Source organism: Microbacterium sp. KHB019 (assembly GCF_037285405.1).
Taxonomy (GTDB): Bacteria; Actinomycetota; Actinomycetes; order Actinomycetales; family Microbacteriaceae; genus Microbacterium.
Genome location: NZ_JBBDHF010000004.1, coordinates 280,507 through 295,823 on the forward strand (window position 1 = coordinate 280,507; position 15,317 = coordinate 295,823).

Below are 15,317 nucleotides of genomic sequence, written 5' to 3' on the forward strand. Positions count from 1 at the left end.
CCCTGCTCAGTCGAGGAAGATGTCGGGGAACAGAGCGGCGTCGGGGGTGCCGGACACGGCGGCATAGCCGGAGAAGTCCGTGACACCGTCGGCCTCGAGCACGTCCTCGACGATCAGACTCTGGCCGGTGTACGACGCAGCGGGCTTCGTGAGCACAGAGTACGCGGCATCCGCGTAGATGTCGGCGGTGCGGCTGGCGGCCATGACCTGATCCCCGCCGAGCAGGTTCTGCACTGCGGCCGTCGCGATGGTGGTGCGCGGCCACAGGGTGTTCGCCGCGATGCCGTCGCTCGCGAACTCGGCGGCGAGGCCGAGCGTGACCATGGTCATGCCGAACTTCGCGAGCGAGTAGCCGGTGTGCGCGCCGAGCCACTTCGGGGTCGGGTTCAACGGCGGCGAGAGCGACAGGATGTGCGGGTTGGCCGAACCGCGCAGCACCGGTACGGCGGCGCGGGAAAGCATGAACGTGCCGCGGACGTTGACGTCCTGCATCAGGTCGTACTTCTTCGCGTTGAGGTCGAGTGAGCGCGAGAGATCGATGACGCTGGCGTTGTTGATGACGATGTCGATGCCGCCGAACTCGCCCTGCGTCTTCATGACCGCTTCGGTGATGTCGTCGTCGTCGCGCACGTCGCCCACGATCGGCAGCGCCTTGCCGCCGGCATCCCGGATCTGCTCCGCAGCCGTGTGAACCGTTCCCTCGAGCTTGGGATGCGGGGTGTCGGTCTTCGCGAGCATCGCGATGTTCGCGCCGTCGCGCGCGGCTCGCAGCGCGATGGCGAGGCCGATGCCGCGGCTGCCGCCCGACATCAGGATGGTCTTTCCGGCGAGAGTGGTCATTGGCTGCTCCTCGGTTGGGGTCGGGTCACTCGGGCGCCATGCGGATGGCGCCGTCGAGGCGGATCGTCTCGCCGTTCAGGTAGCCGTTGGTGACGATGTGCAGGGCGAGCGCGGCGTACTCGGCGGGCGTGCCGAGGCGGGCGGGGTACGGCACCTGCTGCCCGAGCGACGCTTGCGCCGCCTCCGGGAGCCCCGCGAGCATCGGCGTCTCCATGATTCCGGGGGCGATCGTGCAGACGCGGATGCCGTAGCGGGCGAGTTCGCGCGCGATCGGCAGCGTCATGGCGTGCACGCCGCCCTTCGACGCGGAGTAGGCCGGCTGCCCGATCTGGCCGTCGAACGCCGCGACGGATGCCGTGTTCACGATGACCCCGCGGTCGCCGCTGTCCGTGGCGTCGTTCTTCGCGATGACGGCAGAGGCCTGGGAGGTCACGTTGAAGGTGCCGACGAGATTGATGCGGACGACGCGCTCGAAGTCGGCGAGAACGGCCGGGTTGCCTTCCCGGTCGAGGACCTTCGCCGGCGGGGCGATGCCGGCGCAGTTGACGACGATGCGCAGCGGCGCGTTCTCGTTGGCCGCCGCGACCGCGGATGCGGCATCCTCGGGACTCGTGACGTCGCCGGCGGCGAACGTGCCACCGAGTTCTGCGGCCATTTCGGCTCCCGCGGAGGACGGCAGGTCGAGAAGCGTGACATGTGCGCCGGCAGCGGCGAGCACGCGAGCGGTCGCGAGGCCGAGGCCGGAGGCGCCTCCGGTGATCAGTGCGCCGGATCCCTGGATCTGCATGGTTCTCCTTCGAACGAATCTGCAACTCAGTCTCAGCATACGCGGTTCTCAGTACCAACTCTGGCGTGCGGTGGCGGAGAGGTGTTGGCTGGAGCCATGGAACTGCGTCGCAAGCGAGCCTACGACACCGCCGAATCCTCGGACGGGTTCCGCGTGCTGGTCGATCGGCTGTGGCCGCGCGGGGTCTCGAAGGCGCGTGCCGCGATCGATCTGTGGGCGAAGGATGCCGCTCCCACCCCGGGACTCCGGAAGGAGTGGCACGCGGCATCCGATGGGGATTGGGGCGCGTATGCCGACCGCTATCGTGCCGAACTGGACGGCGAGTCGGCGTCCGCGCTGGAGGAGCTGGCCGACGAACTGCGGGGGCACGAAGTCGTCACCCTCGTGTACGCCGCACACGATGAGGAGCACAACCACGCCGTCGTGCTCGTCGAGGCGCTGCGCGAGCTGCTGTGAGCATCACCGCGCCCGCACAACTCCGGATCTTTTCGGCAGATCCGCGTGGTTACGGCATCGTCGACGAGGTTTTGAGCAGTTTCTCCGGAGTCATGCGGTCGACGAGGTCGGAACTGTGACGATTCCGGCGGACGAGATGGCCGTCCCGGACCAGGTGTGCGAGCTCGCGCGCGGCGCAGATCTCACGCCCGTGTGGCTCAACGACTACGGTGGCGTCACGTTCCGCGCGACCGGCGCGACCGGCTCGACGAACGCGACCGATCCCTTCTACATCAAGTGGGGCCCGCGAAACCTCGAGTTCTCGCTGCGCGATGAAGTGGAGCGGATGCGGTGGGCTGGGCGCTGGATTCGCGTGCCGCGCGTTCTCGACCACGGCGAGGATGCCACGCACGAGTGGCTGATCACGGCGGCCATCGACGGGCGAAGCGCTGTCGACCCGCGCTGGGTCGCCGAGCCCGCGGCTGCGGTGCGGGCGGTCGGCGAAGGGCTCCGCGCGATGCACGATGCGCTTCCCGTCGCGGAATGCCCGTGGGAGTGGAGCGTGCCAGGGCGCATCGCGAACGCCGAGGGTCGCGGCATCCGCGTGCCTGACGCCCTGCGCGACGCGCCGCCGATCGACCGCCTCGTCGTCAGCCACGGCGACGCCTGCTGCCCGAACACCCTGGTCGCCGAGGACGGGCGCTGGCTCGCCCATGTCGACCTCGCGCTGATGGGCACGGCCGACCGCTGGGCCGACATCGCCGTCGCATCCATGAGTACGGAGTGGAACTACGGGCCCGGCTGGGAGGACGCGCTCATCGAGGCGTACGGAGTCACCCCTGATCGCGACCGCCTCGCGTACTACCGCGACCTCTGGAACGCGAGCTGACATGGCACATCCGCTGATGTTCTCCCCCGACGACCCGCTGCTGGCCAGGGTGCGGGCGATCGCCCTGACTTTTCCCGAGGCTGCGGAGAAGGTCAGCCACGGGCGCCCGGCGTTCTTCACGCAGAAGGTCTTCTGCTACTTCGGCGGCTCGGTGCGGATCGACGGGGACTGGGTCGCGCATGACGCCGGGATCATGGTGCGCCCCGACGCCGAGGACGATCCGGCGCTGCGACAGGACCCGCGATTCTGGGTGCCCGCCTACCTCGGGCCATCCGGATGGCTCGGCATCGACCTGGACGATGACACGGACTGGCAGGAGATCGCCGAGCTCATCGACGCGTCCTACCGCGTGACAGCTCCTCGTCGCTTCGTGGCTGACCTCGACGCGCGCTGACGCGGCATCCCCACCCCGAGAAACCACTTTCCGCTCGAGACACCACCGGTGACGTGGTGTCTCGAGCGGAAAGTGGTTTCTCAGCTCCAGACGAAGCGGAACGTGCCGGCCAGCACGGCGGCGGCGAGCGACAGGGACATGATGACAGCGGCGCCCAGGAGGGCGATCCCATCCCGGCCGTGCAGCCGCGACGGCCTCGACCAGGTCCGCGGGATGCCGGAGCCGAACCCGCGGGCCTCCATCGCCAGGGCGAGCCGCGTTCCGCGACGCACGGCGAAGACGAGCAGCACGAACGCCATCGAGAAGAAGCGCCGGATCGCTCCGCTGTCGCCCACTCCACGGGCTCGCCGCGCCAGGCTCATCGTGCGCCAGTCGTCGAGGAACAGCCCGAGCATGCGGGTGCCTGCCAGGATGCCGAGCACGAACCGGCTGGGGAGCTTCGCGACCTGTGCGAGCCCGTCGGCGAGCTCGGTCGGATCCGTGTTTCCGAACAGGAGGATCGTCGGCAGTCCGAGCGCGACGACGCGCAGGCTCACCGCGACCGCGAGCGAGATCGAGTCGTCGCTGATCGTCGCGAAGCCGAAGCTCCAGTAGACGTGTCCGGCGGGTTCGGCGTACAGCAGCATGCTGAGCCCTGCGATCGGCGCGAACACGACGATGGGGAGGATGCGCCGAAGGACCGTCGACAGCCGCAGACCGGTCAGCGGCAGGCACAGCAGCTGCAGCCCGATGGCGACGAGACCGCTGACGACGTCGATCGAGGCGAACAGCGGCACCGACAGCAGCAGCGCGAGGAGGAGCTTCGTGACCGGGTTCACGCCGTCGAGCCAGGCGCGCGGTGGCGCTGCGATGACAGAGGTCATGCGCGCACCTCCTGCGGCGCGAGCGCGATCCGGTGGCCGCCCAGGTGCCGGATCACACCGTCGTCGTGCGTCACGGCGACGACCGAGGTCCCGGCGGCGATCTGCTCCTGCAGCAGAGCAACCAGCTCGATCCAGCCGCGGCGATCCTGTCCGAACGTCGGCTCGTCGAGGACGATCACCTCGGGGGATGCCGCGAGCACCGTCGCAACCGACAGCCGTCGCTTCTGTCCACCGGACAGCGTGAACGGGTTGGCCAGAGCGAGAGGGGCGAGGTGCAGCCGCTCGAGCAGGTCGTCGACGACGGCCGTGGTGCGGGATGCCGTCCAGCCGAGCGCCGCAGGTCCGACGGCGAGCTCGTCGCGCAGGGTCTGCTTCAGGAACTGATGCTCCGGCTCCTGGAACACCGTGCCGATGCGGGTGAGCAGTTCGCGGGAGGTCCACCGGAACGGCCGCCGTCCGCGCTTGCCCGCGAGCGGCTCCGCCGCTTCGACTGTGCCGGCCTGCTCGGGGATGAGACCGGCGAGGGTGAGCGCGAGCGTGGACTTTCCCACGCCGTTCGGCCCCGTGATGACGGTCGCGTGACCGCGCGGCACCTGAACCTCGAGTCCTGCCTGCACTGGGATGTTCGAGGCAGCGGTCCGCGGGTCTCGGGCGATGGCGAGCCCGGATGCCGAGAGAACCGGCGCCGCATCCGGAAGGACAGTCGCCAGCTGCGGCAGGTCGACCTCGAGCCCCGGCACCCAGACCCCGGCATCCGCCAGCGCCTGGCCGTGCGCGGCGAAGACATGCGAGGGCGCCCCGTCGGCGAGCAGCCCGCCGTTGGCGCCGAGCACGATCACCCTGGTCATCAGATCGACCCAGACCGGTGTGCGGTGCTCGACGACCACGAGCGTCGCACCGCTCGCCTCGACGACGTGTTCGACGCTCGCGCGCACCTCGGCGACACCCTCAGGGTCGAGGTTCGCGGTCGGCTCGTCGAGCAGCAGCAGCCCGGGCCGCATCGCGAGGACGCCGGCCAGCACGAGGCGCTGCTTCTGCCCACCGGACAACGCCTTGGTCGGGCGCTGCAGCGGCACCTCGAGTCCGACCGCATCCAGCGCCCCAGACACCCGCGACGGGATCTCGGATGCCGGAACGCCGAGGTTCTCACATCCGAAGGCGACATCATCGCCCACTTTGGACAGCACGATCCCGGCATCCGGATCCTGCATCACGAGCCCGGTCTGACCCCGCCGCGACTCCGGGGCTGCCCCATCGATCGTCAGCGTGCCGGTGCGCTCCCCCTCGTCGGCGTCGCCGAGGACGCCGGCGAGCCCGGCGAGCAGGGTCGACTTGCCGGCGCCTGATGCGCCGAGCAGCAGCACCCGTTCGCCGGGCTCGATCGTGAAGCTGACGTCGCTGACCGCCGGGCGCTTGCGCCCCGCGTAGCGCCAGCCCCAGCCCGCCGCCTGCACGCGAGCCGGGGGCGCCCCGTTCTCAACAGGCAATTGACGCCTCAGATCTCGCGGGCGAGCTCTCGGCCTGCGGCGAAGCGGCTCAGTGCTCCGGTGGCGGCGAGGGCTCGTACGAGCAGCCAGCCCACGATTCCGGCGAGCACGATGCCTGAGACGGCGACGCTGACGAGGTAGATCGTGTTGAACTCGAGCGACTTCAGGATGTTCGGGGAGCTGCCGTAGAACAGCTCGAAGATCCACGCGGCGACACCGGCACCGGCGCCGGCGAGGGCGGCGACCACGATGCCGAAGCGGCGGTAGAGGAACAGCGCGAAGATCAGTTCGGCGCCGAGACCCTGCACCATGCCGGAGAGCACGGTGGAGACGCCCCAGACGTTGCCGATCAGCATCGAGACGATGGCGGCGACGACCTCGACGACGAACGCGGCGCCGGGCTTGCGGATGACGAGGCCGCCGACGACGCCGCCGATCAGCCAGATGCCGACCGCGATGCCGCCGAGGCCGGGGGTGAGGGCATCCGCGGCGCCGAACCAGGCGCCGCCGACGACGTTCCACCCCCAGAACAGCAGACCGATCGCGACACCCAGGACGGCGGCGACGACGATGTCGACGACGCGCCAGCGCCAACGATTCGGGGTGACCGTCTGTGCGGTCTGGGGCGTGCGTGTAGACGTACTCATCTGAGCTCCTCCCTGCGCCGGCATGATCCGGATCAGGTTCGACGGTCGAAGCGCGGATCGCTTCCTCTCAGCCCGGCATGCCCGGACTCCCGTGGTTGTGAACTCGATCTTACCCGCCTCGAACCCGCAGGGTTACTCGATCCGTGCACGCGATTGGGTACCGTAAGCAGGTGACCATCGAAGACGCGACGCCCGTGACCACCGGGATGACCCGTCGCGCCCTGCGTGCTCGCGAGGAGATGCGCGGCTCGCAGACGCCCGCGATCCCGATGCCCGACCTGCCCGACGGCGAAGAGCCGGACGTCGACGCGCCCCTGGAAGAACTGACCGGCGAGACCCCAGAGGCGGCCGCGCCACCGGTCGCCTGGGCCGACGCCGAGCGCACGGCGACGGCGCTCGCGTGGCTCGAGACCGGTGACGTCGTCGACACCACGCTCCCCCCTGATCTGGATGCCACGGCGAGCCGCCCCGGCGGCGAGGACGTCCTGGCGGACGCGAAGCTCCGCCCCGCTCTGCTGCGTACACGGTGGCTGGTGCCGCTGGGCACCCTCGTGCTCTGCGGTGCGGCCTATGCCGCGACGACGCTCATGTGGCCCCTGCACGCTGTGCCACCCGTCGTTCAGGCACTCGAGTTCGCGACGACGCCCGCTGCCGCAGCGGAGATCACCTGGCCCACCGGTGGTAGCTCGAGCGTCGGCGTCGCCGGCGTCTCGTCCACCGCGTCGACCCCGAATGCGGCATCCATCGCGAGCGTGACGAAAGTCGTCACCGCCCTCATGGTGCTGGATCGTCACCCGTTGAAGCTGGGCGAGCAGGGGCCGGAGTACGCGTTCACCTACTCCGACAGCGTGGAGTACTGGGACTATCGACGCTCCGATCAGTCGGCGCTCGATGTGCCGGTCGACGGCGTCCTGACCGAATATCAGATGCTCCAGGGCACGCTGCTCGGATCGGCGAACAACTACGTCGACCGCCTCGCCCGTGAGATCTGGGGGTCGAACGAGCAGTTCGCTGCGGCGGCCAAGGCCTGGCTCGCCGATCGCGGACTCAGTGACATCACCGTCGTGACGCCGTCCGGATTCGACGCGCGCAACGCCGCGACGCCCGAGGCGCTGCTGCGTCTGGGCGAGCGTGCCATGCAGAACCCGGTCTTCGCCGAGATCGTCGGGACGAAGCAGGTGGACCTGCCCGGCGCCGGCGTCGTGAACAACACCAACGGTATGCTCGCCGACCCCGGCGTCGTCGGGATCAAGACCGGGACGCTGGGTGACAGCTGGAATCTGCTCACCGCCAAGGATGTGACGATCGGCGACACGACCGTTCACCTCTACGCCGCTGTCCTGAATCAGGCCGACGACGAGAGCAGACTCGCTGCCACACGCTCGCTGTTCACGCAGGTGGAGGCCGCACTCGCAGCGCAGGAGCCGTCCGTCGCGGAGGGAACGGTGGTGGGCCGCGTCGACACCGTGTGGGGCACGAGCGTAGACATCGTCACCGACTCCGATGCCACCGTCGCGCTCTGGAACGGCGCCAGCTCGACGGCGACGGTCGCCCTCGCTCTCGACGACCAGCGTGCCGACGGCGACGATGTCGGCACGCTCTCGGTGACCGGCCCCGTGGATGCCACGACGGTCGACGTCTCCCTCGCGGACGAGATCGCAGACCCGAGCCCCTGGTGGCGGCTGACTCATCCGCTGGAGCTGCTGGGCATCGTCGACTGATCTGCAGCCGTAGATGCAGAAGAGCGGGGGTGGCCGGTCGGCCACCCCCGCTCTTCTGCGATCGCGTCAGCTCTCGCTGGGCTGCTCTGCGTTCTCCAGCACCTCTGCCTCGCCGGTCGCGACGACGGGAACCGCGTCGGTCATGGCCGCTTCGGCGTCGATGTCGGTCGCGGCCTGCTCGAACTGCGACTGGTACAGACGCCAGTATGCGCCCTGAGCCGCGATGAGCTCATCGTGCGAGCCCTTCTCGACGATGTCGCCGTGCTCCATCACGAGGATGAGGTCGGCGTCGCGGATCGTCGACAGACGGTGCGCGATCACGAACGACGTACGCCCATGTCGCAACGCCGCCATGGCGTTCTGCAGCAGCAGTTCGGTGCGGGTGTCGACGGCGCTCGTCGCCTCATCGAGGATGAGGATCGACGGCTGCGACACGAACGCTCGTGCGATCGTGATCAGCTGGCGCTCACCGGCCGACACGTTCGAGGCGTCCTCGTCGAGAACCGTCTCGTACCCCTCGGGGAGGGAATGAACGAAACGGTCGACGTACGTCGCGGTCGCCGCCTCGATGACCTCGTCATCGGTGGCGGTGGAGCGGCCGTAGCGGATGTTCTCGAGGATGGACCCGGCGAACAGCCACGGGTCCTGCAGAACCATCCCCGTGCGGGAGCGGAGCTCAGAGCGGGTGACGCCGGCGATGTCCTGACCGTCGATCAGGATGCGCCCGCCGCTGAGTTCGTAGAACCGCATGATCAGGTTGACCAGGGTGGTCTTTCCCGCACCGGTCGGTCCGACGATCGCGACGGTCTGACCGGGCTCGACCCGGAACGACAGATCCTTGATCAGCGGACGATCCGGTGTGTACGAGAACGACACGTCCTGGAACTCGATGACACCGCGACCGGCGACCTCGGGGTCGGGCAGCGACGCCGCGTTCTCGGCATCCGGATCCTGCTCGTCGGCATCGAGGAAGTCGAACACCCGCTCCGCAGAAGCGGTACCGGACTGGACGACCGCCGCCATGCCACCGAGCTCCGCGAGGGGCTGGGTGAACTGCTGCGAGTACTGGATGAACGCCTGCACGTCGCCGAGGCGCAGCTGGCCACTGGCGACCATCAGGCCGCCGAGGACCGCGATGCCGACGAAGGTCAGGCTGCCGACGAAGGTCATGGCTGGCATGATGACGCCCGACAGGAACTGCGCCTTGAAGCTCGCCTGGTACAGCTCCTCGTTCTCGGCCTGGAAGCTCTCGAGGGCCTCCTGCTCGCGACCGAAGACCTTGACCAGGGCGTGACCCGAGAAGGACTCCTCGACGCGGGCGTTGAGGCGACCGACCTTGCGCCACTGCGTGCCGAAGGCCTTCTGCGAACGCGGCCCGATGACGCCGAAGATGACGCCCATGAGCGGCAGAGCCACCAGGGCGACCAGGGCGAGCTGCCACGAGATCGAGAACATCATGACCAGCACGCCGATCACGGTGAGCACTGATGTCAGCGCACCCGAGAGCGACTGCTGCATCGTCTGGGTGATGTTGTCGATGTCGTTCGTGACACGCGAGATCAGCTCACCGCGCTGCACCTTGTCGAAGTAAGCCAGCGGCAGGCGGTTGATCTTCGCCTCGACGGCCTCGCGCAGTCGCCACATGGTGCGGACCATGATCACGTTGATGACATAGCCCTGCAGCCAGCTCAGCAGAGCGGCGACCACGTAGATCGCGAGCACGCTGATGATGACCCAGCGCAGTCGGTCGAAGTCGATGCCTGCGCCGACCTGGAAGTCGTCGAACGCCGCCACCATGTTGGCGAAGTCGTCCTGATTCTGCGAGCGCAGGATCTCGACGACCTGCTCTTGCGACGTCCCGGCGGGTACGCCGTTGTCGCCGAGCACTTTGGAGATGTAGCCCTCGTAGATGAGGTTCGTGGCCTCACCGAGGACCTTGGGCGCCGCGACGGTCAGCACGACGCCGACGGCGCCGAAGAACGACACCAGCACGAACCACAGCGCGGACGGCTTGAGCAGCCCGATCATGCGTGCGAAGCTCTTGCCGAAGTTGTCGGCCTTGCCGGGCTTCACCGCATCCCAGTCACCGGAGTTTTGGCGCGCCTGCTCCGCGAGCTCGGCCTCGTACTGCTCTTCGGCGGTCAGGGTCGAGGTGGGGCCGACGTCCGACCCTTCGACAGGCTCAGGGATCGATCGCGAGGGCTCAGGAAGCGAGGTGCTCATGCGTCCACCCCCAGCTGCGACTCGACGATCTCTCGGTAGGTCTCGTTGCTCGCGACGAGTTCTTCGTGCGTGCCGACTCCGACCATCTCTCCTCCTTCAAGGACGACGATGCGATCGGCGTCAGTGATCGTGGACACGCGCTGGGCGACGACGATCTTCGTCACCTGCGGCAACTCTCGCCACAGCGCCTGACGGAGCCGGGCGTCGGTGGTGAGGTCGAGTGCCGAGAACGAGTCGTCGAAGACGAGGATCTGCGGCTGGTGCACCAGGGCACGGGCGATCGCCAGGCGCTGGCGCTGCCCGCCGGAGACGTTCGTGCCGCCCTGGGCGACGCGGGTCTCGAGCCCTTCGGGCATCTCTTCGACGAAGTCCTTGGCCTGCGCGATCTCGAGCGCAGCCCAGAGCTCTTCGTCCGTGGCATCCGAGCGTCCGTACCGGAGGTTCGACGCGATCGTGCCGGTGAACAGGAACGGACGCTGCGGCACCAGGCCGATCGTCTTCCAGAGCGCGTCCATGTCGGCTTCGCGCACGTCGACACCGCCGACCCGCACCGTGCCGCCGGTGACATCGAACAGGCGAGGGATCAGCGAGACGAGCGTGGTCTTGCCCGCACCGGTGGATCCGACGATCGCGACGGTCTCGCCGCGCTCCGCCCCGAACGAGATGTTCTTGAGCACGGACGACTCGGCGCCGGGGTATGCGAACTCGACGCCCTCGAACATGACGGTCCCAGGGACCGGGAAGTCGGTCGCGCCGTCGACAGGCCGCTCGAGGCTGGAGTCGGCGTCGAGGACCTCGCCCACGCGCTCGGCGGAGACCGCAGCACGAGGGATCATCATCGCCATGAAGCTCGACATGATGACGCCCATCATGATCTGACCGATGTACTGCATGAAGGCGAACAGCGTGCCCACCTCGACGTTGCCGTTCTGCACCTCGACGCCGCCGAACCAGATGACACCGACGACAGTGACGTTGAGGATCAGCATGAACAGCGGGAAGAGCAGGACGAACAACGAGCCGATGTTGCGGCCGAGGATCATGAGGTCGGTGTTGGTCTCGCGGAACCGCTCCTCCTCCACGCGCTCGCGCACGAAGGCGCGGACGACGCGGACGCCGGTGAGCTGCTCGCGCATGACCCGGTTGATCGCGTCGAGCTTCGATTGGTTGCGGCGGAACAACGGCACCATGCGGGCGATGATGAGCACGGCGACGATGAGCAGCACGGGCACGGAGACGGCGATCAGCCAGCTGAGGCCGACGTCCTGCTGGACGGCCATGATGATGCCGCCGATGGCGAGGAGCGGCGCGGTGACGAACATCGTCGCGCCCATCATCGCCAGCATCTGCACCTGCTGCACGTCATTGGTGTTGCGGGTGATCAGGGATCCCGCTCCGAACTGCGAGACCTCGCGCTCGGAGAAGCCGCTGACGCGCGCGAACACGTCGGAGCGGATGTCGCGTCCGACGCTCATCGCGGCCTTGGCCGCGAAGTAGGTCGCGACCACGGAGCAGACGATCTGACCGAGCGAGACGACCAGCATCCAGGCGCCGGTGCGCCAGATGTAGCCGGTATCAGCCGTGGCGACGCCTTCGTTGATGATGTCCGCGTTCAGGCGCGGAAGGTAGAGCGTGGCCAGCGCGCTGGCGAACTGGAACACCAGGACGCCGACGAGCAGCGGCCAGTATTTGGAGAGATAGCGGAGGAGGAGTTTCCCGAGCATGTGGTGGAGTCCTTTTGGGGAAAAGGCCGACGAGGCCACCAGATAGAGTGCCACGACCTTCGGACATTGCCCATAGCCGAACGGCATTATCCGCTCAGGGCGAACGACTCGCAGATGGCGCCGGATTTCTCTCCGCCGTCCAAGAACCTTCGACGGCCTCGGTCAGTCGAACAGCGGCACGTCCGGCGTGAACGCACGGGCCGCTGATCCGGCATCCGTCGTCAGCTCCGCGATGGTCGCCGGCTGCCATTTCGGCGAGCGATCCTTGTCGACCAGTTGTGCGCGAATCCCTTCCGGAAGGTCCGGATGCTGCGTCGCGAACCACATCACGCGGCGGTACTCGCCGATCAGCGCGTCCCGCAGGGTTCCCTCGCGCGCTTCGCGCACGGCATCCAGCGTCACGGCGAGGCCGGTGGGCGACAGTTCCCTCAGCGTTGCGGCGGTAGCGGATGCCGACACCTCTGCCCGTGCGGACAACCGCTCGGCGATCTCGCCGACCGTGTCGGCCGAGAAGGCCTCGTCGATCCAGGCGCGCTCGGTCACGAGCACGGACGGCTCGGGGGTCTCGTCGAACAGCAGCACGAGCTCGGACGGGCTCGTCGGGTCGGCGCGCTTGCCGAGGGCCTCACGCAGCTCGTCCAGGTGCTGCGACGGCACGTAGTGGTCCGCGAAGCCGACGTAGACGGCATCCGCCGCCGACATGGTTCCCCCGGTCAGCCCGAGGTACTCGCCGATGCGGCCCGGCGCGCGGCCGAGCAGGTACGTGCCGCCGACGTCCGGGGTGAAGCCGATCCGGGTCTCCGGCATCGCGAGGCGACTGCGCTCGGTGACGATGCGGATCGCGGCGTGGCCGGCCAGGCCGATCCCCCCGCCCATCGTGATGCCGTCCGCGATGGCGACCACCGGCTTCGGGAACTCGGAGATCATGAGGTTGAGCGCGTACTCGGCACGGAAGAACTCCGCCGTCTGCTCCGGTCGGCCGGAGACGATCTGGTCGTAGAGAGCACGCACATCACCACCGGCGCACATTCCGCGGTCGCCGGCGCCGTCGATCAGGACGATGTCGATGTCGGTGTCATCGCGCCACGCGTCCAGCGCCGCACCGAGCTGCTGGATCATGTCGTGGTCGAGTGCGTTGATCGCCCTCGGCCGATTGAGGGTGAGGCGTCCGAGGGCGCCTTCCGTGCGAACCAGAACCGTGGGCTCGGCGTCGATGTCAGTCACGGGAGCCACGTTACATGGGGCTGTACTCTGCTCTCTTCTGGGGTTTCTGCGCCCCGTCGATGCGGAATTCTGCATGTTTTCCGGCAAGATGGGGAGAACGCCCATGCAGGAAAGGCCCCGGATGCCAGACGGACAGCTGATCGAGTTCGACCGTGCGACCAAGCGCTTCGGCGCCGTCGCCGCGGTGTCGGACTTCTCCGCGCGCATCGGCCCAGGCGTCGTGACCGGATTCCTCGGGCCCAACGGCGCCGGCAAGACCACGACCCTGCGCATGCTGCTCGGCCTCGAGCGACCGACCAGCGGCACCGCCACCATCGGCGGCTCGCGCTACGCCGAGCTCCGCAGCCCGGCGCGTGTCATCGGCGCCATGCTGGACGACCCCGCATTCCGCGGACGACGCACGGTGGAGCGTCACCTCATCGCAGCCGCGAAGGCCGGCGGCGTCCCCCTCTCCCGTGTCGGGGAGCTCATCTCGTTCGTCGGTCTCGGCGACGAGGTCGAATCCCGCATCGCCGCTCTCTCGCTCGGCATGCGCCAGCGTCTGAGTGCCGCCACTGCTCTGATCGGCGACCCCGGCGTGCTCGTCCTCGACGAACCGGCCAACGGCCTGGACCCCGAGGGCATCCGCTGGATGCGCACGCTCATCCGGGGCCTCGCCGACGAGGGCCGCACGGTGCTCGTCTCTTCGCACGTGCTTTCCGAGGTCGAGCAGATCGCCGACGAGATCCTCGTGATCTCGCGCGGCGAGCTCAAGTTCGCGGGCACCATGGAGGCGCTCGCCGATCCCAGGACCGGACCCGTCGTAGTGGATGCTCTCGACCGCGACGCGCTCTCGGAATCGTTGACGGATGCCGGCTACGAGTACGAGATCCTGCGCTCGGGGCTCACCGTGCGCGGCAGCGACGCGGCGACCATCGGCCGCATCACGGCACACGCCGGCGTCGCGCTGACGACCCTGCAGCAACGAGGGCCGACGCTCGAAGACGTCTTCCTCGACCTGGTGAACGACCGCTACGTCGCTCCGCCCGCGCCGGTGCCGAACGAGACGGACACGCTCTTCACGCTCGCCACTGAGAGCGAGGATGCTTCGGATCCGGAGCGGCTTCGACTCGATTCGCTCAACGACCCGGAAGTGAATGCGGACGACTCTTCCACGCGAGACGTCGAGCGAGCGGAGCGAGTCGAAACCTCCCCCGAAGCATCCGACGCCGTCGAAGAGTCCGCGCCCGTCGACGACCGGCCGCTCCCCGGCCTCGCCGGCCTCGCGGCCGTGGCGAGCATGTTCGCGACGCCCGTCACCGATCCGAACAGCGCTGCTGCCGCGGTCGAGTCCGTCGACGCCGAGACGTCCGAAGAGGACGCGGCCGAGGATGCTGCCGACGCTTCGGACGAAGCGCATGACGAGTCCGAGCCCCTTGCGGAATCCGAGCCCGTTGCAGAATCCGAGCCCGTCGCAGAGGACGACGCCACACGCGTCATAGACGTCGTGCCGACGTTCGAGTCCGACTCGGGCTCCGAGCCGGAGGGCGACATCGATCACCCGACTGACGAAGAGTCAGCGGGCGAAGGCGAGCACGCGACGGACGGCGAGCCCGAGCAGAACGACGAGCGCGAGCAGAACTGAGCTCAGACCGGGCGCGGCCGGATCACCGGCCGCTGCCGCCCCGTCACGACGGGGATCGGAGCGGTGCCCGCGATCTCGACCACGTCGACGGCCTCGTCCGACACGTTCAACCGCAGAGCCTGCGTGAGGGCGAGTCCGTGGCGAGTGGTGAAGATGAGACGCTCGAACTGCTCGTCGCCCTCGAGGTCGATCACCACGCTGGGGCGACGCTTGCGGATGAGCACGAAGTCGGTGGTCGCCGCCGCCTTCCACGTCCCGGCGGCGAGGATGCCGGGGATGTGCGTGCCCGGCCCCGGGACACCTCGCAGCCACGTCCATGCGTCATCGGTGAGCTGCACCTTCGTGATGGTCTCGCGGGCCACTCGGAGGTTCTCACGGTGGAACGTCGCAGCACGCTCGACCGGAGAGAGCACAACCTCGAGCTGCGTCTGGTCCAGGAGCAGGGTCACCATTCGTCCA

14 protein-coding genes and 1 riboswitch are annotated in these 15,317 nt (G+C 68.6%); of the genes, 5 read left to right on the top strand and 9 right to left on the bottom strand.

Features of this window, described 5'->3' with window-relative positions; translation table 11 throughout:
* Positions 1 to 6: 6 nt before the first annotated feature.
* Positions 7 to 840, bottom strand: a complete 834-nt coding sequence (locus KHB019_RS14555; protein WP_337459297.1) for an SDR family oxidoreductase — start codon at positions 838 to 840, stop codon at positions 7 to 9.
* A gap of 25 nt (positions 841 to 865) precedes the next feature.
* Positions 866 to 1,627, bottom strand: a complete 762-nt coding sequence (locus tag KHB019_RS14560; protein ID WP_337459298.1) for an SDR family NAD(P)-dependent oxidoreductase — start codon at positions 1,625 to 1,627, stop codon at positions 866 to 868.
* A 96-nt stretch (positions 1,628 to 1,723) separates the two neighbouring features.
* Between KHB019_RS14560 and KHB019_RS14565 the strand changes: the two genes are divergently transcribed.
* The 3 genes from KHB019_RS14565 to KHB019_RS14575 all read left to right on the top strand — a co-directional run bounded on the left by KHB019_RS14565 (position 1,724) and on the right by KHB019_RS14575 (position 3,345).
* A complete protein-coding gene (locus KHB019_RS14565; RefSeq protein WP_230102665.1) occupies positions 1,724 to 2,083 on the top strand; it encodes a DUF488 domain-containing protein in 360 nt (119 codons plus the stop codon).
* 115 nt (positions 2,084 to 2,198) lie between these two features.
* Positions 2,199 to 2,951, top strand: a complete 753-nt coding sequence (locus tag KHB019_RS14570) for an aminoglycoside 3'-phosphotransferase (RefSeq protein WP_230102664.1) — start codon at positions 2,199 to 2,201, stop codon at positions 2,949 to 2,951.
* A 1-nt stretch (position 2,952) separates the two neighbouring features.
* Positions 2,953 to 3,345 carry an MmcQ/YjbR family DNA-binding protein gene (locus KHB019_RS14575; protein ID WP_230102663.1) on the top strand — a complete coding sequence of 131 codons (393 nt, stop codon included), beginning with the start codon at positions 2,953 to 2,955 and terminating at the stop codon, positions 3,343 to 3,345.
* 80 nt (positions 3,346 to 3,425) lie between these two features.
* On the opposite strand, the gene KHB019_RS14580 is transcribed toward KHB019_RS14575, so the two are convergent.
* The 3 genes from KHB019_RS14580 to KHB019_RS14590 all read right to left on the bottom strand — a co-directional run bounded on the left by KHB019_RS14580 (position 3,426) and on the right by KHB019_RS14590 (position 6,342).
* The gene (locus KHB019_RS14580; protein WP_337459299.1) at positions 3,426 to 4,208 is read right to left on the bottom strand and encodes an energy-coupling factor transporter transmembrane component T family protein; all 783 of its coding nucleotides are present in this window, start codon (positions 4,206 to 4,208) and stop codon (positions 3,426 to 3,428) included.
* Positions 4,205 to 5,695, bottom strand: a complete 1,491-nt coding sequence (locus tag KHB019_RS14585; protein ID WP_337459300.1) for an ABC transporter ATP-binding protein — start codon at positions 5,693 to 5,695, stop codon at positions 4,205 to 4,207. The genes KHB019_RS14580 and KHB019_RS14585 overlap by 4 nt, the downstream gene beginning before the upstream one ends.
* Positions 5,696 to 5,703: 8 nt before the next feature.
* Entirely contained in the window at positions 5,704 to 6,342 is a 639-nt protein-coding gene (locus KHB019_RS14590; RefSeq protein WP_337459301.1) for an ECF transporter S component, read from the bottom strand.
* Positions 6,335 to 6,445, bottom strand: a riboswitch (TPP riboswitch). It overlaps the preceding gene by 8 nt.
* 67 nt (positions 6,446 to 6,512) lie before the next feature.
* Here KHB019_RS14590 and KHB019_RS14595 point away from each other — a divergent pair.
* Complete coding sequence (locus tag KHB019_RS14595) at positions 6,513 to 8,063, top strand: D-alanyl-D-alanine carboxypeptidase family protein (protein ID WP_337459302.1); 1,551 nt, start codon at positions 6,513 to 6,515, stop codon at positions 8,061 to 8,063.
* 66 nt (positions 8,064 to 8,129) lie between these two features.
* On the opposite strand, the gene KHB019_RS14600 is transcribed toward KHB019_RS14595, so the two are convergent.
* The 3 genes from KHB019_RS14600 to KHB019_RS14610 form a co-directional block, all read right to left on the bottom strand.
* Positions 8,130 to 10,286 carry an ABC transporter ATP-binding protein gene (locus tag KHB019_RS14600; RefSeq protein ID WP_337459303.1) on the bottom strand — a complete coding sequence of 719 codons (2,157 nt, stop codon included), beginning with the start codon at positions 10,284 to 10,286 and terminating at the stop codon, positions 8,130 to 8,132.
* Positions 10,283 to 12,010, bottom strand: a complete 1,728-nt coding sequence (locus KHB019_RS14605) for an ABC transporter ATP-binding protein (protein ID WP_337459304.1) — start codon at positions 12,008 to 12,010, stop codon at positions 10,283 to 10,285. Before KHB019_RS14605 ends, KHB019_RS14600 begins: the two co-directional genes overlap by 4 nt.
* Before the next feature lie 162 nt (positions 12,011 to 12,172).
* Complete coding sequence (locus KHB019_RS14610) at positions 12,173 to 13,234, bottom strand: enoyl-CoA hydratase/isomerase family protein (protein WP_337459305.1); 1,062 nt, start codon at positions 13,232 to 13,234, stop codon at positions 12,173 to 12,175.
* 121 nt (positions 13,235 to 13,355) lie between these two features.
* Between KHB019_RS14610 and KHB019_RS14615 the strand changes: the two genes are divergently transcribed.
* Positions 13,356 to 14,858, top strand: coding sequence for an ABC transporter ATP-binding protein (locus KHB019_RS14615; RefSeq protein ID WP_337459306.1), 1,503 nt, complete (start codon positions 13,356 to 13,358; stop codon positions 14,856 to 14,858).
* A gap of 2 nt (positions 14,859 to 14,860) precedes the next feature.
* Here the strand turns inward: KHB019_RS14615 and KHB019_RS14620 are convergent, their stop codons facing one another.
* Positions 14,861 to 15,310 carry a hypothetical protein gene (locus KHB019_RS14620; protein WP_230102654.1) on the bottom strand — a complete coding sequence of 150 codons (450 nt, stop codon included), beginning with the start codon at positions 15,308 to 15,310 and terminating at the stop codon, positions 14,861 to 14,863.
* Positions 15,311 to 15,317: the final 7 nt, after the last annotated feature.

What these genes read in the sequence shown, in the direction of transcription:
- KHB019_RS14590 (WP_337459301.1), bottom strand. Translation starts at nt 6,342, where the DNA reads ATGAGTACGTCTACACGCACGCCCCAGACCGCACAGACGGTCACCCCG.
- KHB019_RS14605 (WP_337459304.1), bottom strand. Translation starts at nt 12,010, where the DNA reads ATGCTCGGGAAACTCCTCCTCCGCTATCTCTCCAAATACTGGCCGCTG.
- KHB019_RS14555 (WP_337459297.1), bottom strand. Translation starts at nt 840, where the DNA reads ATGACCACTCTCGCCGGAAAGACCATCCTGATGTCGGGCGGCAGCCGC.
- KHB019_RS14575 (WP_230102663.1), top strand. Translation starts at nt 2,953, where the DNA reads ATGGCACATCCGCTGATGTTCTCCCCCGACGACCCGCTGCTGGCCAGG.
- KHB019_RS14600 (WP_337459303.1), bottom strand. Translation starts at nt 10,286, where the DNA reads ATGAGCACCTCGCTTCCTGAGCCCTCGCGATCGATCCCTGAGCCTGTC.
- KHB019_RS14580 (WP_337459299.1), bottom strand. Translation starts at nt 4,208, where the DNA reads ATGACCTCTGTCATCGCAGCGCCACCGCGCGCCTGGCTCGACGGCGTG.
- KHB019_RS14620 (WP_230102654.1), bottom strand. Translation starts at nt 15,310, where the DNA reads ATGGTGACCCTGCTCCTGGACCAGACGCAGCTCGAGGTTGTGCTCTCT.
- KHB019_RS14560 (WP_337459298.1), bottom strand. Translation starts at nt 1,627, where the DNA reads ATGCAGATCCAGGGATCCGGCGCACTGATCACCGGAGGCGCCTCCGGC.
- KHB019_RS14565 (WP_230102665.1), top strand. Translation starts at nt 1,724, where the DNA reads ATGGAACTGCGTCGCAAGCGAGCCTACGACACCGCCGAATCCTCGGAC.
- KHB019_RS14615 (WP_337459306.1), top strand. Translation starts at nt 13,356, where the DNA reads ATGCCAGACGGACAGCTGATCGAGTTCGACCGTGCGACCAAGCGCTTC.